This window comes from Nonomuraea sp. NPDC002799 (assembly GCF_053592075.1).
The window spans coordinates 88,032-112,514 of record NZ_JBSFVA010000004.1 but is presented as its reverse complement, the minus strand read 5'-3'; the positions used below and the strand labels follow the sequence as shown (position 1 = coordinate 112,514).

The following is a 24,483-nucleotide window of genomic DNA, read 5'->3' as shown; positions in this document are numbered from 1 at the left end:
GCGTTCACCGCGCACGCCCCAGGACGATGCAGGTGTTGAAGCCGCCGAAACCGAAGCTGTTGGACAGCGCGTAGCGGATGTCGGCCTTGCGGAGTTTGCCGGGCGCCAGCCGGCAGTCGTCGTTGATCGGATGGCGCAGGTTCAGGTTGGGATGGACGAAGCCGTGGCGGATCTGCACCACGGTGGCGATGGCCTCCACCACGCCGGCCGCGCACATGCAGTGCCCGACCAGCCCCTTGGTGGAGTTGACCCACGGCCGGGCGAAGCTGTCGCCCAGCGCCCGGCGCAGCGCGGCCATCTCGGCCACGTCGCCGATCGGCGTCGCCGTGGCGTGGGCGTTGACGTAGTCGATGTCGCGCGCCCCCACGCCCGCGTTGGCCATGGCGTTGACCATCACCTTGGTCTCGCCCTCCTCGCGCGGGTCGGGCAGGCTGTTGGCGTCCAGCTTCAGGTCGTAGCCGCACAACTCCGCCAGGACCGTCGCGCCCCGGGCGGCGGCCGAGCGGGCGCTCTCCAGCACCATGCAGGCGGCGCCCTGGCCCGGCACGAACCCCTCGTTGTCCTCGTCGAACGGCCGGCACCGGGCCTCCTGCGGCTCCTCGACGCCGGCGACCGCGCCCAGCGTGGCCAGGCCGCGCTTCTCCATCGGCGACAGGTCGGTCATGGCGCCCACCACCAGGCAGACGTCCACGGCCCCCGACTCCACCAGCCGGGCGCCGTTGATGATGCCCACGTTCCCGCTGGCCGAGGCGCCGCCCACGGTGTAGCCCTCGCCTCTGACGCCGAACACCTCGCTGAGCGTGCCGACCCGGTCGGTGTCCATGAAGTGCAGGGCGAACCTGGCCGGCAGGTGGGCCGGGTTGTCCTCGTACTTGGGGTGCAGGTCGTGCGCGTAACCGGAGCTGAGGTTGTGCCCGGCCACGACCAGGCCCATCCGCTCCGGGTCGGCCTTCGCCTCGTGCAGCCCCGCCTGCTCGAACGCCTGCATGGCGGCGACCAGGTCCATCTGCACCGGCTCCGGCGAGCGGCTCGCGGCACGCAGCGCGCTGCGCCGCGTCTCCTCGGGCAGGCGATGGCGGGCCGCCACGGCGTCCTTGAAGCGGAAGCCTTTGACCAGCGCGGCCAGCCGCGGCCCGCCGTCGCCGGGGTCGGCCACGGGGCCGATCCCGCACCGGCCCGCCCGCAGCGCCCTGGTGAACGACGGCACGGTGGAGGCGATCGAGCAGACGATGCCCATGCCGGTGACGACGGTCCTCATGAGTGCCTCGCCAGCAGGTTCACCAGGGACCGGATGTCGTGCACCTCCTGGAACTCCGACACTGGCACGGTCAGTCCGAGGTCCTCCATGCTCATGGTGACCACGTCGGCCCTGTCGATGCTGTTGGCCCCCAGATCGGTCAAGGTGCCCTCGGTCGTCACGTCCTGGGGCCGCAGGTCCGGCAGCACCTTCAGGACATTCTGTTTGACGGTCTCGAAAATCTGCGCGTCGGTCATGGTGTCAACCATTCGTAGGTTCGGTGATAGTCCTTCGTCCCGGTGTTCACCAGGAGGTCCCGATCGAAGCGGGCCCGGCCGAGCAGGTGCTCGTACGCGCCCACGTCGACCTCCTTGTCCCGTTCCGGCACGAGGCAGGTGAGGGTGGCGGGCAGCAGCGCCGCGTACTCGTCGAAGCCGAGCTCGCAGCGGCCGTCCAGATGCTCGCCGATCCGCATCTCGGCCAGCGTCCGCGCCGACTCCTCGTCCACCAGGCCGCTGAAGAACTCCGAGGAGCAGCCGGAGCCGTAGGAGTAGAGGCCGACCCGGGCCGTGCCGTCCAGGGCGGCGTGGTCGATCAGGCTGGCCAGCGCCAGGTAGACCGAGCCGGAGCAGAGGTTGCCCACCCGGCTCGGGTAGGCCAGCGACGGTGACATCCGCCGCTCGAAGTCCTCCTCGACCGACGCTGCCGCTCCCCCTGACTCCCTCATCAGCTTGCGGTGTGCGGCCTTGACCATCCCGGCGAACGGGGTGTGCATCGCCAGATAGTCGAAGGTGGTGGCGAAGTCGGCGTCCTCGACCCTGGCCCGGTAGCCGGCCAGGCAGCTCGTGAGGCAGTCGAGGTAGGCGAACAGCGAGCGGTCGGAGTCGGCGACGTCGAACGTCGGCCCCGGCCGCGCCGAGTCCATCGTCTCGTAGCTGTGGTTGCCGAACGCCCCCAGGTCCAGGTCCAGGATGCGCGGCCGGTCACTGATCAGCACGGCGGCCGCCCCGGCGCCCATCGCGGGCTCGGCGTAGGCGGCCCGCTCGTCCACCAGCGCCACGTCCGTCGCGATCACCAGCGCCTTCGCGCCGGGCGACACACCCGAGGCGACGTACGCGGCGGCGAGCTGGACCGCGGCCGTCGCCGCGTAGCACGCCTGCTTGACCTCCACGACGCGGCAGCTCTTCGGCAGGCCGAGGTACTCGTGCACATAGGACGCCACCGACTTGCTGTAGTCCAGGCCGGACTCGGTCGAGGTGATCAGGATCTCGATACGGTCGTCGCCGGCGATCGGCCGGGCGGCGTTGACCGCGTTCGTCACCGGGTCCTCGAAGGGCAGGCCGACCGAGCGGTTGTGCATCATCAGGTTGCCCAGGCGCTCCGCGTCCAGCCCGCGCCCCTCGAACAGGGCCGGTACCGGGATCTGGGCCAGGCCGCAATAGACGTTGAGCGCCTCGATTCCGACGTTCATCTCACACGCTCCCACAGGAAGTCGACCAAGGCGTCGATGCTGGGCACGCCGCCGAAGGAGGACAGCGGCTCGGAGACGCCGAGCCGGTCGAGCACGGCCAGGATGATCTCGACCCGGTCCACGGAGTCCGCGCCCAGGTCCTTCAGGTGCGCCCCGCCGTCGATCTCGACGCCGGGCAGGATCTCGTCGATCGCCTTGTGCACGACGCCTTCGACGTGTTCACGCGTCGCCATCGGTGTCTCCCCTCCTGAGCACGTGCAGGGTGCTGACCGCGATCGTGCGGCCCCGGTCCTCCATGACGAGGTTGACGATCTCCTCGTTCTCGTTCGCGTTCTCGGTCGGCGCCGGCCAGCTCTCCAGGCGGACGCGCAACACCGAGTCGGCGTTCGCGTTGCCCAGGTAGCAGAGCCGCTGGTCGAGCACGACCCGGCCGAGGAAGTCCGCGACGCTGAAGCCCCGGTGCCGCCAGAAGCGCAGCAGCGCCCAGTCGATGATCGAGAAGTAGGAGGCGAAGTAGAGCAGGCCCACGCCGTTGAGGTCCCTGGACGGCTCCACCGGGTAGTCGGCGGTGAAGGTGACCGGATCGTCCAGCTTGCGGGCCAGGAAGGTGCCGGTGCTCCGCGCGTGGCTGTAGACCCTCCTCGGCGAGTACGCGCCGGGCAGCGTCGGCAGGTGCTCATGCCGGAAGTCCACCGGCGACGACTTGACCAGACCCTCGTTGCTGCCCGGGGCGCTCCGCGAGATCCAGCGGTTGAAGGTCTCCACGTAGATGCGGCCGGGGTCGTCGAAGGCGTAGAAGCGGTCCGGGTCCAGCGCCTCCGCCTGGCCGCCGCCGCGGCCGATCCGGTGCAGGGCCAGCACCGACTCGCTGCCGAAGCCGAACAGCCGGGAGGTGACCTCCAGCTCGTCGCCGAACGTCAGCGCGTTGACGTGCAGGTCCCGGCTGCCCCGGACGTGGAAGTAGTAGAACGACAGGTACGTCGGATCGCCGGCCGCGTTCTTCGCGTCGAAGGCGTTCGTGCCGCACAACGCGCTGACCGTGTCCCAGGTCCAGTCGCCGACCTCGCCCATGAACAGCGAGTTGTGCCCGCACATGCCGGGTTTCACCAGCGCGGTCCTGGTCACGGTGCTCTCGTCAATTCTGTTCATCATGGACCTCGCTGAACTCGCAGAAGTCGAGGATGAGCCGGTTGACCCGGTCGGGACTGGTGAGCTGCGGGAAGTGCCCCGCGTCGGGGATCTCCTCGTAGCGGGCGTCGGGGATCGTGCCGTGCAGCAGGTGCGCGGTCTTGGCCGGGATCACGGTGTCGTGCCGGCCCTGGATGATCAGGGTGCGCGCCCGTACCTCCTCCAGCCGGTCGCCGAGGTCGGGACGCTCGGCGAACACGTCCAGGTAGCGCAGGCCGACCTGCGGAGCCATGCTCTCGGCGCGCAGCAGCAGCCGCATCAGCCCGGCCCGCCGCTTGCGCAGCCGCTTCGAACCGCTGCCCTCGATGACCCGGTCGAAGTCCTGGGTGGCCACCACCTCCAGCTTGTCGATGTCGCCGGCGCGGTTGCCGATGCGGTAGGAGCTGCCGATCAGGATCAGCGACTCGGTGTCCTCCGGGTAGGCCAGCGCGTACGTCAGGGCGATCAGGCCGCCGAACGACGCCCCGGCCACGTGCGCGGGGCCGCCCGCGACGTCGTGGCAGAGCCTGGCCAGGCCGTCGAGTGACAGGTCGGCGGCGGCCGTGGTGTGGCCGACACCCGGATGGTGCACGCTCGTCACCCGGAAGCGGTGCGCCAGGCCCTCGAACTGCCGGGCGTAGACGCCGGCGCCGATGTTGAACGGGTGCATGAGCAGGAGCGGCGGCCCCGAACCGGCGCTGAACATCTCGACGTCCCCGTCCGGGGTGTGCACGATCTCGTGCTCCACGTCGGCGTGGTGCTCGCGCAGGATCGCCAGGTTGAGGTTGTCCGCGTCCTTGCTCCGCTGCTCGGGATGAGCGTCCTTTCTCCGTTGTTCGGGTGCTTTGTTGGAATGAGCGTCCTTTCTCCGTTTTTCCGTGGACCTCTTGGCAGGAGCGTCGCCGCCGAGGACCGTACCCAGGCGGGCGGCGGCCTCCTTGGCCTCCTCAACGCTCAGACCGACCGGCACCGCGAGCCGCACCAGGCCCGCGCGGCCGAAGTGCGGAGCGCCCCTGATGCCCGTCTCCCGGAAGATCCGGACGTGGTCGGCGTCCTTGAGCAGCACGCAGTGGCCGCCGGCCGGGCCGTCCAGCGGCACGCCCGACTCCGACAGGCCCTGCCAGAGCGCCGTCACCGCGTCCATCCGGGCACGCACCTGCTCGACCACCGTCTCGCGATCCTCCAGCGCGGTCGCGATGATCCTGCGGTTGGCCAGAGCGACGTCCCGGCCCCACGTCTCCAGCCGTTCGTCGACCCGCCGCCGCAACGCCTCGTCGCGGGTGGCGAGCAGCCCGCCGAACGGCACCCCGAAGTCCTTGGACAGGCTGATCGTCGCGCTGTCGGCCAGGCCCAGGATCTCACGGACGACCTCCCACACGTCCCGGCCGTCCGCGACCGCCACCGCGTTCTCCACCACGCGGGCACCGTCGATCACCAGCGGGACGCCGTGCCCGGCCGCGGCCTCCTTGACCGCGCGCAGGTTCGCAAGGGAGGCCGGCCGGCCGCCGGCCGCGTTGTTGCTCACCTCCACGCAGACGAACGACACCGGCTCGTCCCCGGCCAGCTCCGACCGGAGCGCCTCGACGTCGACCTCCGCGCCGCCCGGGATCTCGACCGGCTTGAACCCGTTGTCGGCCAGGCTCAGGAACCACGTCGGGAACAGGCCGTTGTGCAGCACCCGTCCCCGCCGCCCCGGCCACGACCGGCACAGCAGCGCCTCCGCCGACCGTCCGGAGCCCGTCGGGACCACGAAGGGGAACGGCAGGACCTCGGTGCCGGGCGTGTCCGGGCGGGTGGCCGACCGATCCGTCAGCCGCCGCAGCCGCTCGGCGATCCAGGGGGCGTCCAGCTCGGCCCAGGAGTCGGTGATCAGGTCGGTGGTGATGTGGTGGGCGGGGATGCGGGCCGGCTCGTCGCCGTGCGCGGCGAGCAGCCTGTCCCTGGCGGCCGGCTGGTCGTCGGTGTCCCCGGAGGGCTCCTCTTCCACGACAGGCGTACGCGCGTCGGGCTTCGCTTCCACGACCGGCTTCTGCTCCGTGGCGAGCTTCGCTTCCGGCTTCTCATCGGCGGCGGGCTTTCTGTCCGCAGCAGGCTCTTCTTCTGCGGCGGTGCTGATGTTCGGGTCCGCGATCATCAAGATGATCTCGGACACCGGAGTACGGTCCGGCCCTTCCGGCTGGCACAGGTAGATGGGCACGTTGACCGGCCGGAACTTGTTCTTGAACTGGAAGTTCCCCTCGCCGAAGATCCCCACCGAGCGCAGCTCGTCCAGCGCCTCCCTGACGTCCGGGGCCGCGTTGGCCGACTCCTCCGTCTCCACGCCGAAGCTCGCGCCGAAGCTGAACATCGTGCACCCCTCGTCCACGAGCTGCTCGATGACGCGCACGATCGCGAACTCCAGCCCGCCGAGCGGCATGCCCTTCGGATAGAACTCGACGTCCAGCAGGTAGCCGTGCTCCGACGGGATCTCCGTGATGACGACGGCGTTGGCCACCTCGTCGCCCAGATACGTGACGAAGACGCGATGCCTGCGGTCAAGCCGGCCCTCCTCGATCTCCCGCCGGACGACCGACACGTACGGGTTGACCATCTGCTTGCGGTCGGCCCACTCGTTCACCAGCTCGGCCAGCCTGCGGTCCATCGCGGGGTCGTCGCCCGAGCGGTACTCGACCGTCCGGCACTCGCCCGCCTTGCAGAAGCGCCGCACCATGTAGCGCAGGCGTTCCATCCGGCCGCCCTTGAGGGTGAAGGAGCCCAGGTCCTCAAGCCGCTGCACGGCCCCGAACGGCGTCGCACTGTACGGCTGCCCGGCCACCTCGCGCACCGGGATGAGGGAGAGGAAGTTGGGCCGCAGGCCGTTCGCCTTCGCGTATCCGGCGTACTCCTCGACCAGCTCGTGGAAGTACTCTTCCGAACCCGCGTAGTTCCAGGCCAGCATGTTGCCGCCACCCTCGGAGAAGTGCAGGTATCCCTTTCTGGCCGAGCCGATGAAGGCCAGCGGCGCGATGTCGCGTCCGGCCAGGCCACCCTCCTTGGCGTGGCGGCGGTCGATGTCCGCCACCAGTTCGCGCAGCTCCGGATGCCGGTGCAGGTCCCGCTTCAGCAGCACGACCGGCTCGCCGTCGCGCGCCTCCGCCTCGTGCAGCGCGGGCTCGTCCGGCTCCAGCGTGCTCTGAACGGCGTCGGTGCCGCACTCTTCGCGCAGGTGCGCGGCCAGCTCCGCGAGCGTGGGGTGGTCGAACAGCAGGGTCTTGTGCAACGCACCGACCTGCTTCTCCAGGGCGCTCACCACGCGCAGCATCTCGAAGGAGGTGAGCCCGTTGCTAGCGAAGTCGCGGTCGCGGTCGAGCGGGCGCTCGATGATCGAGCCGATCAACTCCGCGAGCTGCCCGTCCAGACCGGTCGCCACCTCCTCCCGCACGGACTCCTGCTCCGGCTTGGGGTCCGGCTTCGAGGCCGGCTTGGGGTCCGGCTTGGTTCTCAGCTCCGGCTTGGGGTCCGGCTCGGGCCGGGGGGTGTCGGTGATGGCCGCCTCCACGGCACCGGCGAGCCGGTCCACCGTGTCGTACTCGTACAGCTCCGCTGCCTGCAGATCGAGGGAGAAGGCGGTGTTGATCGCCTTGACCAGCTCCATCCTGAAGATGGAGTCGAGCCCCAGGTCCCCGAAGGGGGTGTCCACGTCCACGCCGGCCGGGTCGGTGTTCAGGATCGAGGAGAGCCGTTCGCGCAGCATCTCCTCCACCCCGGCGGGCCCGCCGGCGCTCCCGGCGGGCGCGACCGGCGTCTCGTCCAGTTCCACGGCCTCCGCCCGCTCGGCCGGGCCGGCCACGCTCCGCGCCTGGCCGCCCTTGGCGGCGCGCAGGCGCACCTTCCCGTCGCTCGTCCGCTGGACGACCCCGCCAACCCCGCCGACCTGCTGGAGGAGTCCGTCGGCCTGCGGAGCGATCCGGTCGGCCTGCGGGGCAGCCCCATCATCCTGCGAGGCGGGCCGCGTCGGCGTGGGAACCGTGAACCAGTGCTCGGTGCGGGCGAAGGGCGGGCCGGGGAGCGAGACCCGCACCGGGCGCGGGTCCTGCCACATGTGCAGCCAGTCCACCTCGCTGCCGGAGACCCACGCCTCCGCGACGTCCTCCAGCCCGGTGCCCCACGGCGCCGGGGCGTCCTTGCGGGCGGTGCCCCTCTGCACCTCGTCCAGCTCACCGCTCAGCGCCCGGACCGCCTGCTCGCGATCGCGGACGACCACGGCGAGCCGCTCGGCGAGGGGGCGGCGTCCGACCTGCAAGGTGTACGCGATGCGGTCGAGCCCGATCTCCGGATGTTCGCGCAGGTGGCGGGCGACGCTCGCCGCGTACTCCTCCAGGGCCTCCTTACTGGCCGCCGACAGGACCAGCAGCCGCGGCTCCCCTTCGGCGTCCGCCGGGATCTCCTGCCGGTACGCCTCCAGCACCACGTGCGCGTTCGTGCCGCCGAAGCCGAACGAGCTGAGCCCGGCCACCCGGTCCGCCCCGTCCCACGGTGTGAGCTTCGTGTGGATGGCGAACGGAGTCCCTTCCAGCCGCACGTACGGGTTGGGGCGCTCGTAGTTGATCGTCGGTGGCAGCGCCCCGTGACGCATGCAGAGCAGCACCTTGAGCAGCCCGGCGATGCCGGACGCCGCCTCCAGGTGGCCGATGTTGGTCTTCACGGAGGCGAGGGCGATGTGCGGGGCGTCGGGCGCGGGCCGCCCCCGGTCGGCGTACAGCCGGGCGAACGCCTTCTTCAGGCCCTCGATCTCGATCGGGTCGCCGAGCCTGGTGCCGGTGCCGTGCGCCTCGATGTAGCTCACCCGCGCGGGATCGACGTCCGCCTTGCGGTAGGCGTCGAGCAGCACGCGCGCCTGCGCCTCGGGGTTCGGCGCGGTGAGCGAGCTGGCCCGGCCTCCGTGATTGACCGCGCTGCCCCTGACCACGGCGAGGATCTGGTCGCCGTCCGCCAGCGCCGCCTTCAGCGGCTTGAGCAGCACGGCTCCGCAGCCCTCGCCCCGGCCGTAGCCGTCGGCGCGCTCGTCGAACGTCTTGCAGACGCCGTCCTCGCTGGTCATGCCGGACTGGGCGAACGCGATGTAGAGCCCCGGGCTCAGCGTCAGGTTGACGCCACCGGCGATGGCCGCGTCGCATTCGCCGTCCTCGATGGCGCGCACCGCGTGGTGCAGGGCGACGAGGGAGCTGGAGCAGGCGGTGTCCACCGCCTCGCTCGGGCCGCGCAGGTCCAGCAGGTGCGAGACGCGGTTCGCCAGGATGCAGTTGGCCACGCCGCTGGCCGTGTGCGCCTCGACCGGCACCCCGTACTCGCGCAGCAGGTCGTCGTAGTCGCAGGCGGACACGCCCGCGAACAGGCCCGTCCTGGTCCCCGCCAGGTCGGCGGGCCGGTAGCCGGCGTCCTCGACGGCCCGCCAGACGGTCTGCAGGAACAGCCGCTGCTGCGGGTCCATCATCGCCGCCTCCTTGGGCGAGATGCCGAACAGCGCGGCGTCGAAGGAGCGGACATCGTCGAGGAACCCGGCGCGGACGTTCGCCGTCTCGGGGTTCTCGCGCAGCTCGCGCCGGTCCTCGGGGACCGAGCGGGTGAGGTCGTGTCCTTCGGCCAGGTGCCGCCAGAAGTCGGTCAGGTCGGCGGAGCCGGGCAGACTGCCCGCCATGCCGACGATCGCGACGCCGCCGAGGGGGGAGGTCCCGGCGCCGGGCCGTGAGGGCGAGTTCACGGTCTCCGGCGCCGGGCCTGGCTCGGCGTTCTCCCGCTGGTCAGCGGGCTCTGCGACAGGTAGTACGGAAGGTGTGTGGACGGCAGGCTCTTCAGCAGGTACGGGCGGCGTGTGGACGGCAGGCTCTTCAGCAGGCACGGGCGGCGTGTGGGCGGCGGCCACTTCGGCCGGGTGCTCCGTGAGCAGGTGGTCGCAGAAGGCGGCCAGGTTGGACGCCTCGAAGAGCACGGTCGGCAGCAGGTCCAGCGAGTAGCGCTCGTTGACCTGGTCCACCAGCTCGGTCAGGGAGATCGAGTCGAACCCCATGTCCATGAGCTCGGCGTCGAGGTCCACGTGCTCCTCGCCCACCAGCAGGAATCCGGCCGCCGCCCGGCGCAGCTCCGCCTGGACCGCCTCGCTCGGATCGTCGCCTGACCTGGTCGTCTCCGGCGCGGACATGGGCTCGCTCATCTCCATAACCTCGGGTTCGGGGGTCGTGGGCGGCTGGGACTGTTCGGGGGCGGGGGCGGAGGGGCCCTCGACCACGGCGAAGCTCGTCTCGGATCCGGCGAGCCCCCTGGTGAAGGCGGTGAGCCCGGCGGCGGTGCCCATCGGGACGCTGCCCCAGCGGCGTTCGAACAGCCGGCGGGTGGCGTCGTCCACCGTCATGCCGCCTTCCTCCCACAGCGGCCAGCCGACGGCGAGCGTCCTGCCGTACCCGAGCCGCTCGCGCCGGTCGGCGAAGTGGTTGAGGAAGGCGTTGGCGTAGGCGTAGTCGATCTGCCCGATGTTGCCGGTCTCGGCCGCCACGGACGAGAACAGCGCCAGGAAGCCCAGCGGCTGCCCGCGCAGGGCCTCGTCGAGCAGTGTGGTGCCGAGGATCTTGGGGCTCAGGACGGCCCGCGTGTCCTCGGGACGTTTGCGCACGGCTCGGGCGTCCCGGTGGATTCCGGCGGCGTGGATGACGCCGTGGAAGGGGCCGTACTGATCGAGCAGGTCGCGCAGGTCGCCGGCCGAGCACACGTCGGCGCGCACGTAGACGGCGGGCAGCCCGGCGATCCGCCGTGCGGTGTCGTCACCGGGCTCGGACCGTCCGGTCAGGACCAGCTTCGCCGCCCCCCGCTCGGCGAGGAAGCGGGCGAAGGTCAGCCCGATGGCGCCGGCGCCGCCGGTGATCAGGTACGTGCCGTCCCGGCGGACGTCCAGGCCCGGCGGGGGCGGCTCGTACGGTTCCATGCCCTTCAGCAGGCGGGTGCCGTCACGGTAGGCGACCTCGGAGACCCGCTGCTCCGGACCGGTGCCGGCGGCGGGCGCACGCAGCTCGGCCGCGACCTGCTCCGGGCCGGCCCCCGTGACGCACACGCCGCTGAACTTGGTGTGCTCCAGGGCCAGCGTTCTCAGCGCGGCGGCCAGGGCGGTGTGGTGCGGCTCGCCGGTCGAGGCGGACACCACCACCCGCAGCGGTCCCCCTTCGCGCAGGACGGCCGTGGCGGTCCACAGCAGGGCTTCGAAGGCGGCGCTGCCGGGGAACGGGTCCGACGGGGCGATCACGAGCGCGTCCGGCGCCTCGTCCAGGTCACTGAGCAGGCGGGCGGCGTGCTCGGGCTCGGCGGGGTCGATGGTGTACGAGCCCGCGTCCACGGCGAACGCGTCCCCGAGCCGGACCCGGACGCCGCCGAGCACCTCGGCGAGCCGGTCGTCCTCGGTGACCACCAGGACCGCGCTCGGCTCCCAGGTCTTGCCGGGAAGCGGGGCAGGCGTCCAGACCGGCCGCAGATAGGTGCAACGCACGTCGGCGGCTTCCCGCCCCACCGGCTCACCCTCGGGGGTCGATACGGAAACCGGCGCGGGGACCGGCGCTGCGGCCGGTTCAGTGGCCGGTTCAGCCTTCACTGCAGCCGCCGGTTCAGTGGCCGGTTCAGCCGCCGGTGCAGTGGCCGGACCCGCCTCTGCGGACTCCGAACGCTGCACGGACCCGGCCGGCTGCGCCGGTGCCGGCTGCTGGGCGGAGTCCGACGGCAGCCAGTAGCGGCGCCGGTCGAAGGGGTAGGGCGGCAGCGTGACGCGGCGCGGGTGCGGCGCGGGCCACCTCGTCCCCCAGTCCACCCGGGCGCCCGCGACCCATCTCTCCGCGAGCCGCCAGGCGCCGTCGTCCGGCGGAACCTCGTCCGACCCGGCTTCCGCCATACCTGCGATCATTCTCTCGTCCGACCCGGCTTCCGCCGTACCCGCGATCACTCCCTCGGCCTCGCCGGCCTCCGCGAAGGACCGCAGCCGGGCGGTGAGCTCGTCCAGGTTGCCGGCCCGCACGGCGAGCCGTTCGGGCAGCTCCGCCCGGCCCACCTGGGTGGTGTAGGCCAGCTCGGCCATCCTGCTCGCGGCGACGTCGGCGGCATCGGCGACCCCGCCCGCCATGGCGCGGAGCTGGTCGTGGGTGCGCGCCGAGAGCAGCACCACGTGCTCGCCCGCGTCGGCGGGCGGCGCTCCGGTGACGGGCACGTACTCCTCCAGGACCACGTGCGCGTTGGCTCCACCGGCCCCGAACGAGCTCACCCCCGCCCGGCGCGGGAACGTCTCATCGTCCAGGACGGGCCGGTGCCAGTCGGTCAGCCGGTCCGGCGGACGGAAGGGTGACGCGGCGAAGTCGATCTTCGTGTTGGGGGTCACCAGGTTCGCGCAGGGAGCCACCTGCCCGTGCTGGAACTGCAGCAGCACCTTCGTCAGCCCGGCGATGCCCGCCGCCCCCTCCAAGTGCCCGATGTTGGCCTTGACGGAGCCGACCATGCGGTCCACGCCGTCTCCGTCGTCGGAGCCGAACGCCCTGGTCAGGCTGGCGATCTCGATGGGGTCGCCGAGCGCGGTGCCCGTTCCGTGCGCCTCGACGTAGGAGATGGTCCGCGGGTCCAGCCCGGCCCGCCGCACCGTCTCGGAGACCAGATCGGCCTGGGCGGCCGGGTTGGGCACGGTGTAGCCGGCGGTCTTCCCGCCGGCGTTGGCGAAGGCGCCCTTGATGACGCCGTAGATCCGGTCGCCGTCCGCCTCGGCGGCGGCCAGGGGCTTGAGCAGCACCGCGCCGACACCTTCACCCGGCACGAAGCCGTCCGCCGCCTCGTCGAACACCTTGCAGGCGTCGTCGGCGGCGAGCATGTTCAGCGAGCAGAGCGCGACGAAGTGGGCGGGGTGCAGGATGAGGTTCACGCCGCCGGCGATGGCGTGCGCGCATTCGCCGCGCCGCAGGCTCTCGCAGGCGAGCTGGATCGCGGTCAGCGAGGACGAGCAGGCCGAGTCGACGGCGAAGCTCGGCCCGCGCAGGTCGAAGAAGTACGACACCCGGTTGGCGATCGACCAGTACGCCGAGTGCGCCCCGGCGAACCTGCCGCGCGGCCAGCCTTCGGCCGCCGCCATCCGGCCGTAGGAGCCGTACATGGTGCCGACGAAGACACCGGTGCGCTGCTGTCTGGTGTGCTCGCTCAGGTAGCCGGCGTCTTCGAGCAGGGTCCAGGCGGTCTCCAGGAACAGGCGCTCCTGCGGGTCGGTGATCTCGGCGTCGCGCGGGAGGATGCCGAAGAACGGCGCGTCGAACTCCTCGACGCCCTCGATGAACCCGCCCCACCGGCTGTAGGTGCGTTGCTTGCGGCCGCGTTTGGGGTCGTACAGGGCGTCCAGGTCGAAGCGGTCCGCCTCGGTGATGCAGTTCGTCCCCTCCGCGAGGTTGCGCCAGAAGGCGGGCAGATCAGGAGAGGCCGGGTAGCGGCCGGTCACCGCGACCACGGCGATGTCGAGGGCCTGCGTATCGGGCTCCCGCCGCCGTGTGACCGGCGCCGGCTCCTCCCGCGCGGGCTCCTGTCCCAGGGCCGCGCGCAGGCGCTCGCCGTGCTCGGCCTCCAGGTGCGCGGCCAGCTCCTCGATGGTCAGGTTCTCGAACAGGAGGGTGGACGGCAACGGGCCGAGGTCCTGTTCGAACCGGTGGATGACGTTCTGGCTCACCAGCGAGTCGATGCCGAACGTCTCGAACGTAGCGCGCTCGTCCAGGTCGGCCGAGCCGTACTTGAGCACCTCGGCGAAGACCCGCTTGACGTAGTCGCGCGCGCCGGTGCCGGTGGCGGCCGCCGCCGCGCCCACCAGGACGCACTGGTCGAGCTCCTCGACGGGCGTGCCGGGGATGCCCAGCGTGCGGGCGGGCGTGAGACCGGCGTCCCTGAACGCCCGGTGCCACTGGACGGCGCTGAGCAGCGGGCTGTGCGGCAGCCGCAGCTCCTCGTCCGTGGCGCGCCACCATCCCGGGGTCAGCCCGAAGGTGAGGGTCAGGAAGTCGGCCGCCCGGGTCACCTCGTTGACCAGCAGCCGCCCGCCGGGGCGCAGCAGGGCCGCGGCGTTGCGCAGCGTCCGGCCGAGGTCGGCGGTGGCATGCAGCACGTTCGTGGCCAGCACGACGTCGTACGTCCCGGTCTCGAAGCCCTGCTCGGACGGGTCCCGCTCCACGTCGAAGAGCTCGTAGCGGAGGTCCGGGCGGCGTTCGCCGAACTCCCGCTCGCCGTGGCGCAGGAACCCGGCCGAGATGTCGGTGTAGGTGTACTCGACGTCCCGGCCTTCGAGGGCGTCCAGGACGAAGCCGGTGCTGGCGCCCGTACCGGCCCCGATCTCCAGAACGCGTCCGGGCCCGCCGCGGGCGACCTCTTCGCCGAGCAGCCGGTTGAAGTGGTCCGAGACCGCCTGCCCCTTGTAGACCTGCTCGACCAGGGTCATCGACCCGCCGGGGAACAGCACCTCCATGGGGTCGCGCGCACCCGACAGCACGCCGGGCAGCGCCTCGACGCAGGCGGTCAGCAGCTTGACGTGCGGTTCCAGGTCGGGGAAGCGGGCCAGCACCTCCTGCGGCGACGGCTCCCGCGCCGGCCTGTCCAGCAGGTGGAGGACGGCGGCGTGCAGCCGCCCGCGGCCCTCCCGTACGTCCTGAATGGCGCGGATCTGGTCCGCCGAGCGGCGCAGCAGGCCGCGGGCCAGCTCGTCGAGCTCGGCGAACGCCGCCCGAGCCCGCTCCAACGTGGCACGCTCGCCACCGTTCCCACGCTCGCCGTGACCGCGCTCGCCGTGACCGCGCTCGCCACCTTGGCCGTGCTCGCCGGTGCCGGCGGTGCGCACGCCGATGCGGGCCAGGCCCTCAGGCTCCGCCTTGACGACGAGCGCCTGCCGCACCCCCGCTGCCAAGATGGCAGCCAGCGCCGCCATGCCCTCCTCGGGCTCGATCGAGGCGATGCCCAGCTCGGCGAACCTGCCGTCGTAGCCGCCGCCCGAAACCGCGCCGACGCTGCCCCAGTAACCCCAGTTGATCACACTCACCGGCCGGTCGCGCAGGCTCAGCGCGTAGGCGTCCTCGAACGTGCTGGCGGCCGCGTAGTTCGCCTGCCCGCCCACCTCGACGAACGAGGCCGCCGAGGAGAAGTAGGCCAGGAAGTCGAGCGGCTCGTCCGCGAGCGCCGCCGCGAAGACGGCCGCTCCGGCGACCTTGGGCGCCAGCACCTCGGCGAACGCGGCGTCGTCCATGTTGGCGAGCGTCATGTCGCGCAGCACCAGAGCCGCGTGGAAAGCGCCGTGGATCTCGCCGAACCGCTCCCGCGCCGCTTCGACGGCCCGGCCGAACGCGGCCCGGTCGGCGACGTCGGCCGCCAGGTACACGGCCTGGCCCCCGAGCGACTCGATCTCGGCGAGCTGCTCCTGGATCTCCGGCGTGACCTCGCGGCGCCCGACGAGCGCGAGCCGCGCGCCGGCGGTGGCGGCCAGATGCCTGCTCAGCGTGCGGCCGAGACCGCCCGTCCCGCCCACGATCAGGTACGTCCCGCCGTCCCGGAACGGGCTGCCCTGGGCGTCCAGGGTCAGCGGCTCCAGCGTGCGGACGTACCGGCGGCCGGCGCGCAGCGCCACCAGGTCATCGGTGCAGCCCTCGGCGCGCACCAGGCGGGCGAGTTCTGCGGGACGCGGGGATGTGGTGCCCACGTCGATGGTTCCGACGGTCCAGCGCGGGTGCTCGGCGGCCACTGCTCTGGTCAGGCCGATCACACCCGCCGCGTGCGAGACGGTCTCCTCGTCCCCGACTCGCACGGCTCCCGCGAGAACCACCTTCACTGTCGGCGCCCATCCGCCGCGTCCCTGCTCGGAAAGTCGTTTGACCAGGCGGAACACGTCACGCGTGGTCGGGTCGTCCGCCGGTGCCGAGCCGTCCTGGCCGGTCGCGGCGAGGACGTACACGGTGTCGTACCGCTCCTGCGGCAGGCCGGAGCCGTCCAGCGGCGCCAGGCGGCCGTCCTCGTGCGCGGCCAGCAGGGCGCGGGCGAGCGGCTCGCCGGCGGGGGTGTGCAGCACGAGCGCCCGCCCGCCACCCGCGGCCGGTCCGGCGTTCTCTTCTTCGCGCCAGACCGGCGCGAAGATCATGCCGTCGGTCGTGGCGCGGGGTGGCCTGCTCCGCAGGACGACTCCCCGGAACTCGGCCCGGACCTGCCCGCCGGCGTCCGCGAGCCGGACCGTGTACCTGTCCCGGCCCTCGTCGGTCACGTGCGCGTAGGCGGGGCCGGTGACCGGCCCGTCCAGCTCGGCCGACTCCACGCTGAACGGCATCGCGGGCTCGGCGCCCTCCGGACGCAGCGCCACGATGCTCTGGAGTGCGCCGTCCAGGAGCGCTTCCCAGCGCGCGCCGTCCCGCAGGACGCCGAGGGCCTCGCCGGTGCCGACGCGGATCTCGCGCAGTACCCGGAACGCGGGGCCGTACCGCAGGCCGGCGCGGTCGAAGGCGCGGTAGAGGTCCTCGGCGCTGCGGCGGCCCGCGCAGCGCGTCTCGATCTCGGCGATGTCCAGCCGCCGCCGCTCACCGCTCACGCTCCGCAGGGTGCCGCCGACGTGCCCGCCCAGCTCGAAACCGCCGTCGTCATGCACGACGACGTCCAGGGGCCGGGCCTCGCGCACCTCGAACGGACGCAACCAGCGGACCCGCTCGAACCGCACCGGCGCGGGCAGCCCGCTACGGGCGGCGGCGATCGTCAGAGAAGCCACACCGGGCAACACGGGAGTGCCACCGATCCGATGATCGGCCACCAGCCAGTCATCAGGACGAACCCACCCTTCACGACCGTCCTGAGCGGACACGTTCTGAGCGGACACGTTTTCAGCGGACGCGGGCTGAGCAGGCGTGGGCTGGGCCGGGTGGCCGTCGCGGCCGACCCAGTGGCGCTGGTCGTCCGCGAACGGGTACACCGGCAGTGGCACCCGCCGCCCGCCTGCGGTCAGGTCATTCCAGTCGAGATCTTCCCCGGACGCGTACCTCTCGGCGAGGCGTCCCGCCTCGCCCCGCGCCGCGCGGGCGCCGTCACGCAGTTGCCCGCGCAGATCCGCGACATCCCTGACCACGTACGCGCTCCGCGCCCCCGCCAGGTGCGACCGGCCGACGGCGAGCGTGTGGGCGACGTCCCGCACGTCGAGCTCCGGGTGACCGTCCAGGTGGCCGGCCAGTTCGGTACACAGCCGTGCCAGGGTCCGCTCGTTCGACGCCGACAGGGGCACGACGACGTCCTGACTGCCGTGCGCGCCGGTGCGGGGTTCGCGGGAGGGCGCCTCGGAGAGCACGACGTGGCAGTTCGTCCCGCTGAAGCCGAAGCTGCTCACGGCCGCCACCCGTTCCCCGGAGCCCTGGGCCGTCCACTCCGACAACTCCGTGACCACTTCGAGCGCGCCGTCCGCAAAGTCGATCTTCGGGTTCGCCCGCACGTACCCCGGCGACGGCGGCAGTTGCCGGTGCCGCAGCGCCAGCAGCGTCTTGAGCAGCCCGCCGATCCCGGCCGCCATCGTGGTGTGGCCCACGTTCGCCTTGAGCGATCCGATGCGGCACGGGCGCTCGCGGACCTCGCCGAACACCTTCGCCAGAGCCTTGACCTCGATCGGGTCACCCAGCTCCGTCCCGGTGCCGTGCGTCTCGACGTAGTCGACCGCGCCGGGCCTGATGCCAGCCCGCCGGTGCACCTCGGTGAGCAGCTCCGCCTGTGAGGAGGCGCTGGGGGCGGTGATGCCGTTCGACGCGCCGTCGCCGTTGACGCCGCTGGCCCGGATGACGCCGTGCACGTGGTCGCCGTCCGCCAGCGCCCGGTCGAGGCGCTTCAGCACGACCACGCCGACGCCCTCGCCCAGCACGATGCCGTCCGCCGACTCGTCGAAGGGCGCGCAGGTCCCGGTCGGCGAGAGCATCCCGGCCTTGCTGCACCAGACGTGCATCCTCGGGGTGTTCATCACGGCCACACCGCCGGCGACCGCCGCCTCGCACTCCCCGCGCCGGATGCTCTCGCAGGCCAGGTGCACGGCCACCAGCGAGGACGAGCACGCGGTGTCCACGGCCATGGTGGGCCCGCCGAAGTCCAGCAGGTACGCGATCCGCGCGGGCAGCACCGACGAGGCGTTGCCGAGAAAGGCGTGCCCGGTGTCGTCGCGCCCGGCCGCCGCGAGCAGGCTCGCGTAGTCGCCCGCTCCGCAGCCCACGAAACATCCCCACGGCCTGCGGCCCGACCTGCCCGCGTACCCGGCGTCCTCCAGGGCGTGCCACGCCTCCTGCAGGAACAACCGCTGCTGCGGGTCCATCAACTCCGCCTCAAGGGGTGAGAGCTTGAAGAAGCCCGCGTCGAAGGCGTCGACGTCGGCGAGCATGGCCCCCCACTTGCTGTACGTCCTGCCCGGCGCCATCCGGTCGCTGTCGTACACCTCCGACACGTCGAACCGCTCGGGCGGCACCTCCCGGATGCTGCATCGCCCGGCCGCCAGGTTCTCCCAGAACGCCTGGAGGTCCGGCGCGTCCGGGAAGCGCCCGGCCATCCCGATGACGGCGATGTCCCCGTCACGTCCCGGAACTTCTTCGACGGTCTCCACCGACTCCAGCGTGACCACCTTGCCGGCCGGCGTGGGCGTCTCCTCGGCCGCGATTTCCGGCTCGGCGCGGTCACCGTCAAGCGACGGCAGCTGAACACGACCTGCCCGCTCCGGCTCGGCGCGGTCACCGTCGAGCGACGGCAGCCGAACACGGTCTGCCCGCTCCGGCTCGGCGGACTCCGATGGCTCGGCCCGCTCGCTCTGCTCGGTCCGTTCGGTCTGTTCGGTCCGTTCGGTCCGTTCGGTCTGCTCGGTCTGCTCGGTCGCGGGAGCGTCCTCCTCCGTGGTCTGCCGCCCGGGGGCGGGTTGCGGTGAAGGAAGGCGCAGGCCGTCGGCGGTCGCGGCGTCGCGGACGGCGTCCACCAGGGCGGCGATGGTCGGGTGGTCATAGACGGCGACGGAGTCCAGATCCAGGCCGAAGCTGCGGTTCAGGTCCCGGACGATCTCCACGGCGCCGATCGAGTCCAGCCCCATCTCGCTGAAGCTCAGCGAGATGTCCACCTCGTGGGCTTCCAGGTAGAGGTGGTTCATGAGCGTGCCCTCGATGACCCGCCGCACCTCCGCCGGATCGGGACCGCCATCCGTGGAAACCGGCTCCTCGCGGCGTCCGCTCTGCTCATCACGTGCGTGTTCGCTCTGGTCATTACGTGCGGGCGCGGGGCGCTCGGTCCTGGGCTCGTTCCTGAAGGTGTCCACCTTGGCGAAGTACTCGTCGACCCGGGCCAGCGACTCCTCCCCCAGCACGCGCTCGTGCATCCCGGACTCCCCGGCGATGACGCCGGACAGCCGGTCGAGCACCCGTCCGGCCAGCTCGGACTTGAGCGCCCGCAGGGCGGGCAGCGGCAGGGCGGCGATCGAGCGGGCGTGCCTGAGCGCCGCCTTGAGCACGTCCCGCTGCGGCAGGACGGTCACCCCGGCGCCTCGCCCGGCGAGCTCCTCGCCCGTGACGGAACGGCCGGTGTAGAGCATCTCGTGCGCCGCCGAACGGCCGAGCCGCTCTTCGAGGATGTACGTCGCGCCCATGCCCGGCGTGAAGCCGAACTTCATGAAGTTGGCGCTGTAGACACCTTCGGCGGCCATGATGACGAGGTCGGCGAACAGCCCGAAGGCCAGCCCGCCGCCCGACGCGTGCCCCTGGACGGCGGCGATGACCGGCCGGTCGCACCGCAACAACCCTTCGTACAGGAACGGCACGTCCGTGAAGCGTCCTTCGCCGCCCGCGAGCGTGCGCAGCGCCTCCGGCGTGGCACCCATGCTGAAGACGTTGCCGCTGCCGGTGAGCACGACCGCCTTGACGTCCTCGCGCCCGGCGATCTCGGCGAACACGCGCTGCAGGTCGTCGATGACCTCCCGCGTGAACATGGACGTCCCGGAGCCCATCACCACCAGGGCCACCCCTTCGGGCAGCACCTCGAACCGCACCCCTTCCCCGTCCGGCGAAACGTCCTCGGCCGCACCCGGCCGCTCGACGGGCACGGAGGCGGTGGGGGACGCAGTGGATTCGACGGGCCTGGCGGCGACGGGAGGCCCGGAAGATTCGACGGGCCTGGAGACGGTGAGAGGCTCAGGAGCCTCGACGGGCGTGGCAGCGGTGGGCGGCACGGGAGTGTCGCCGGCCGTGGCGGTCGCGCCGCGCTGCCAGTGGCCGAGCCAGCAGGTCTCCTCCTGGAACGGGTAGACCGGCAGCGACAACAACCGCCCGCCGTCGTGGCAGTCGCGCCACGGCACCTTGGCTCCCCCGGCCCAGGCCGCCGCCACCTCCGCCAGCCGTCCGGCCCGGAACAGCCGCACACATTCCTCTCCCGCCGGTGTCCCGTCCCCGCTGTCCGAGCCGGTGAAGGCGCCGGAGCCGAGGCTCTCGTTCCGCGCGTACGCCTCCAGCTTGGTCCGCAGCTCGGCCACGTCGTTCACGACGAGCGCCAGCCGTGCCGCCATGCCGGTCCGTCCCACCTGGGAGGTGTAGGCGAGGTCGGCCAGGGCGGGTCCGGGACCGGCCAGGTCGGCCACGGTGTCGTCGAGCGAGAGCCCCCGCCCCAGCTCCATCAGCGCGGCGGGGTCGAGACCGAGGTCGCCCAGCGAGTCGGCGGGGTCGAGCTGGTCGGCGGGGATGCCGAGCAGCTCGGCCACCCTCGCCACGGCCGCGGCGGAGCCGGACGGCGACAGGATGCCGGTGTCGGCGTAGTCGGCCGAGGACAGGGAGCCGGTGTAGTCGGCCGACGACAGAAAATCGGTGTAGGCGCGGGCGTAGTCGCGCAGCGCCTCGGGTGTGCGGGCGGAGAGCACGAAGAGACAGGGCCCGTCCGGGCCGCTCTCGGGAGCGGGTTCCGCATGCTCCTCGACCAGAACGTGCGCGTTCGTGCCTCCCGCGCCGAACGCGCTGACCCCGGCCCGCCGAGGGGTGCCGTCCGTACGGGCCCAGGGTTCGAGCGCGCGCTGCACGTGGAAGGGCGTGGCGTCGAAGTCGATCTTGGGGTTGAGCTCCTCCGTGTGCAGGGACGGCACGAGCCGCCCGTGCTGGAGTTGCAGCAGCACCTTGGTGAGCCCGGCGATCCCGGCGGCGCCCTCCAGGTGGCCGATGTTGGACTTGACCGAGCCGATCGCGCAGTCCGCGCCCTGCGGCAGGGCCTGGCGCATGCCCTCGACCTCGATCGGGTCGCCGAGCGAGGTGCCGGTGCCGTGCGCCTCGATGTAGCCGATGCTCGCCGGATCCCAGCCGGACCTGCGGATCGCCGTGTCGATGAGCGCGGCCTGGGAGCGCGGGCTCGGAACGGTGGCGCCGCTGGTCTTGCCGGTGTGGTTGACGGCGGTGGCGGCGATGACACCGTAGATGTGGTCGCCGTCCGCCGTGGCCCGCGACAGCGGCTTGAGCAGGACGGCCCCGACGCCCTCGCCGGGGACGTACCCGCTGCCGCCGGCGCCGAAGGCGCGGCACCGGCCGTCCTCCGACAGCCAGTGCCCCTGGGCGAGCTGCAGGTACTTCTGCGGGTGCACGGTCGCGTTCACGCCGCCGGCCAGGGCGAGGGTGCATTCGCCGCGCCGCAGGCTCTCGACGGCCAGATGTACGGCGGTCAGCGAGGAGGAGCAGGCGGTGTCCAGCGCGAGGCTCGGCCCGTGGAGGTCGAAGGTGTAGGAGACGCGGTTGGCGATGGAGGCGTGCATGGCCGTGGGGGCGACGCCGCCCTCCCCGCCCTCGACCAGCTGGTAGTGGTTCCACATGACGCCCGCGAACACGCCGACGCTCTCCTCCGGCAGCGCGTCCGGCGGGTAGCCGGCGTCCTCCAGCGTGTGCCAGCAGGTCTGCAGGAACAGCCGCTCCTGCGGGTCCATGCGTTCGGCGTCGCGGCGGGAGATGCCGAAGAAGGCGGGGTCGAAGCGGTCGACGCCGTCGAGGAAGCCGCCCCATTTGCCGTACGTCCTGCCTTCGCTGCCCTTCTCGGGATCGAAGATCTCGTCGTGGTTCCAGCGGCCGGCCGGGACCTCCTCGATGCAGTCGCGTCCTTCGGCGAGGTTGCGCCAGAAGGCGCGGAGGTCGGGCGCCTGGGGGTAGCGCCCCGCCAGGCCGATGATGGCGATGGGCTCATCGCCCCCGCGTCCCGCCGGCTCCTCGATGGCAGGGCGGGTGACCGGACGCGCGTCCGTTGACGGCGGGTTCGGCAGCAGGGTGGTGATGCGGTCAGCGTCGCCGTACAGCACCGCCAGGACGTCGTCGGTGCCGCTCAGGGCGCGGTCGAGCACGTCCAGCGCGGCCTCGCTGGGTAGCGGGACCATGCCGGTGGCCATGCGGGAGCGCTCGATCGTGTCCGGCCCGACCCGCATCCCACCCTCGGCCCAGTACGGCCACGCGACGGCCAGGGTCCGGCCGGGCCGGTCCGCCCGCTCGGCGCGCCGGCGGGCGAAGTCCTCCAGGTAGGCGTTCGCGAAGGCGTAGTCGGCCTGGCCGGGGTTCGCCAGGGACGCCGAGACGGACGAGAACACCACGAAGCAGTCGAGGTCGTCGTCCCTGGTCGCGGCGTCGAGGTGGCGCACGCTCTGGGCCTTGGCCGCCACCACGGCCTCGATGTCGGCGGCCCGCTTGCCGGGGTAGAACCCGTCGCGGTTGACGCCCGCGCAGTGGATGACGCCGTCGATGCGGCCGTGGCGCTCGCGTACCGTGGCGAGGGCGCGCTCGACCTCGTCCGGGCTGGTCAGGTCGGCGGCGATCTCCGCGCTCCTGCTGATCGGCACGGGCCTGGCCTGGTGGCGGCGTTCCAGGTGGTCGGCGATGATGCGGCCGATCCCGCCCGTCCCGCCGGCGATCACGTACACGCCGCCCTTCCGGAACGGGGCGGCGGCGTCCTCGGGACGCGGCTCGGCCTTGGCACGCGGGTCGGCTTCGGCACGCGGCTCGGCTGGAAGCCAGCGGCGCACCAGGCGCTCACCCCGCACGTAGCGGATCTCGGACTCGCTGGAGGCGTCCCTGAGCGCGTCGGCCGGGGCGGCATCGTCCAGGCGGATGCTCCGGCAACGGATCAGCGGGGTCTCCGCGGTGATCGTTCTGGCCAGCGCGCCGACGGCCTCGTGGGCGGGGTCGTCGCCGGTGTGCGCGTACGTGATGGTGACCGGCCGCTCCGGCTTCGTGGCGTGAACGGCCCGCGCCAGCTCCCAGACGGCCAGGCAGGGATCGGCGGGCTCCCCGGCCATGCCCCGGATCAGGAAATGCCGGGAACCGTCCGGCTGGGTGCCGGGGGTGATCTCGCGGTACTCGCCGGGATCGTCCCCGTCCAGCGGCATCGGTACCCAGACGTCACGGAAGCACCGCGTCTCGCCCCCGCCTGACTCCGGCTCCCGCGTCTCGCCCTCGCTCTCCGGCACCTGCGTCTCGTCCCCGCTCTCCGGCTCCGGCAGCGTGACGTCGTAGGCCGAGGACAGGTGGGCGGCGAGCGTGTCGATGTCGCCGTACTCGAAGAGCAGCGTCGGGTAGAGCCGCCGCCCGACGACCTTTTCGAGCTGCTCGCTGATGTCCACGAGCGTGACCGAGTCCAGGCCGAGGTCGTAGAAGCCGGTGTCGGTGGGCACCTCGCCGGGAGAGCGGCCGAGCGGCCCTGCGACGAGGGCCCGCAGGTGGCCGGCCAGGTCGCCGGCGCCGTTGTGGCTCACGACGGGCCGCTCCGGCTGCCCGGCGTCCTCAAGCAGCCGCTCGATCAGCCGCGGCGACCTGATGCGCTTGCACGACAGCCCGCTGAACCCCGCGACGAAGCGCCCCTGCTCGTCGTAGAGCCCGAAGTCGTTGGTGATGACGTCCCCGGACGGCGCGATGGTCTCCGGCCGCGGCGCGTACACGTAAAAGGCGGAGCCGAGCCGCTCGGGCGCCCGGAACTCGGCGATGTACACCGGGATGAACGGCTCCTCGCCCGACGCCTTCGTCTGCCCCAGCCCGGCCAGCGTGGCCGCGTCCAGCCGGGCGGGGTGCAGGTGGAAGCCCTCGTGGCCCGGAGCCGGCGACTCCTGCCGCAGCTCGGCGAGCAGGTAGCCGTCGCCGTGGTGCAGCCGCCCGGCGCACTTCATCGGCTCGCCGTGGTTGATGTCCTCGGCTCTGGCGCGGGCGTACAAATCCTCCATGTCGCTCTGCCGCCGCGCGCCCCGCCGGAGCGCGTCCACGTCGATCGGGGCGGGCGCGGGCTCGCCAGGGGTGCCCACCTTGCCGGTGAAGTTCCGCCGCCAGCCGGACAGCGGCGTCCCGTCCCTGATCCAGCGGCTCTCCGCCTGAACGTCCTCGCCGTCGATGGTGATGCGGATCTCGCGGTCGGTGTCCGGCTTGGTGACGATCGCCTCGGTGAACAGCACCTCGCGCAGGACGATCTCCCCGGGGTCGCGCCCGGTCGCGATCAGCGTCCGGAACACGAGGTCGAGGAACGTCACCCCGGGCAAGACGGATATGTCGTGCACCCGGTGGTTCCGCAGGATGAAGTCCGTGTGCTTCAGCGTCGTGTGGCACTCGATCGCGGGCAT

At 72.4% G+C, this 24,483-nt stretch carries 6 protein-coding genes; all 6 read right to left on the bottom strand.

The window, feature by feature from the left end; translation table 11 throughout:
* Positions 1-4 precede the first annotated feature (4 nt).
* Genes ACWD0F_RS09825 through ACWD0F_RS09800 form a run of 6 tightly spaced genes read right to left on the bottom strand, consistent with a single transcriptional unit; the run spans position 5 to position 24,483 of the window.
* Positions 5-1,258, bottom strand: a complete 1,254-nt coding sequence (locus ACWD0F_RS09825; protein ID WP_449873725.1) for a beta-ketoacyl synthase N-terminal-like domain-containing protein — start codon at positions 1,256-1,258, stop codon at positions 5-7.
* Positions 1,255-1,494, bottom strand: coding sequence for a phosphopantetheine-binding protein (locus ACWD0F_RS09820; RefSeq protein ID WP_449873723.1), 240 nt, complete (start codon positions 1,492-1,494; stop codon positions 1,255-1,257). Before ACWD0F_RS09820 ends, ACWD0F_RS09825 begins: the two co-directional genes overlap by 4 nt.
* The gene (locus ACWD0F_RS09815) at positions 1,491-2,708 is read right to left on the bottom strand and encodes a hydroxymethylglutaryl-CoA synthase family protein (protein ID WP_449873721.1); all 1,218 of its coding nucleotides are present in this window, start codon (positions 2,706-2,708) and stop codon (positions 1,491-1,493) included. The genes ACWD0F_RS09820 and ACWD0F_RS09815 overlap by 4 nt, the downstream gene beginning before the upstream one ends.
* Positions 2,705-2,941 (bottom strand): phosphopantetheine-binding protein, encoded by a 237-nt coding sequence (locus tag ACWD0F_RS09810; RefSeq protein ID WP_449873719.1) that lies wholly within the window; start codon positions 2,939-2,941, stop codon positions 2,705-2,707. Before ACWD0F_RS09810 ends, ACWD0F_RS09815 begins: the two co-directional genes overlap by 4 nt.
* Positions 2,928-3,860: an LnmK family bifunctional acyltransferase/decarboxylase gene (locus ACWD0F_RS09805; protein WP_449873718.1), complete on the bottom strand. Its 933-nt coding sequence runs from the start codon at positions 3,858-3,860 to the stop codon at positions 2,928-2,930. The genes ACWD0F_RS09810 and ACWD0F_RS09805 overlap by 14 nt, the downstream gene beginning before the upstream one ends.
* Complete coding sequence (locus ACWD0F_RS09800) at positions 3,844-24,483, bottom strand: SDR family NAD(P)-dependent oxidoreductase (protein ID WP_449873716.1); 20,640 nt, start codon at positions 24,481-24,483, stop codon at positions 3,844-3,846. The genes ACWD0F_RS09805 and ACWD0F_RS09800 overlap by 17 nt, the downstream gene beginning before the upstream one ends.

Bases quoted from the DNA above. Each gene is read 5' to 3' on its own strand.
- ACWD0F_RS09820 (WP_449873723.1), bottom strand. From the start codon at position 1,494: ATGACCGACGCGCAGATTTTCGAGACCGTCAAACAGAATGTCCTGAAG.
- ACWD0F_RS09825 (WP_449873725.1), bottom strand. From the start codon at position 1,258: ATGAGGACCGTCGTCACCGGCATGGGCATCGTCTGCTCGATCGCCTCC.
- ACWD0F_RS09810 (WP_449873719.1), bottom strand. From the start codon at position 2,941: ATGGCGACGCGTGAACACGTCGAAGGCGTCGTGCACAAGGCGATCGAC.
- ACWD0F_RS09815 (WP_449873721.1), bottom strand. From the start codon at position 2,708: ATGAACGTCGGAATCGAGGCGCTCAACGTCTATTGCGGCCTGGCCCAG.
- ACWD0F_RS09800 (WP_449873716.1), bottom strand. From the start codon at position 24,483: ATGCCCGCGATCGAGTGCCACACGACGCTGAAGCACACGGACTTCATC.
- ACWD0F_RS09805 (WP_449873718.1), bottom strand. From the start codon at position 3,860: ATGATGAACAGAATTGACGAGAGCACCGTGACCAGGACCGCGCTGGTG.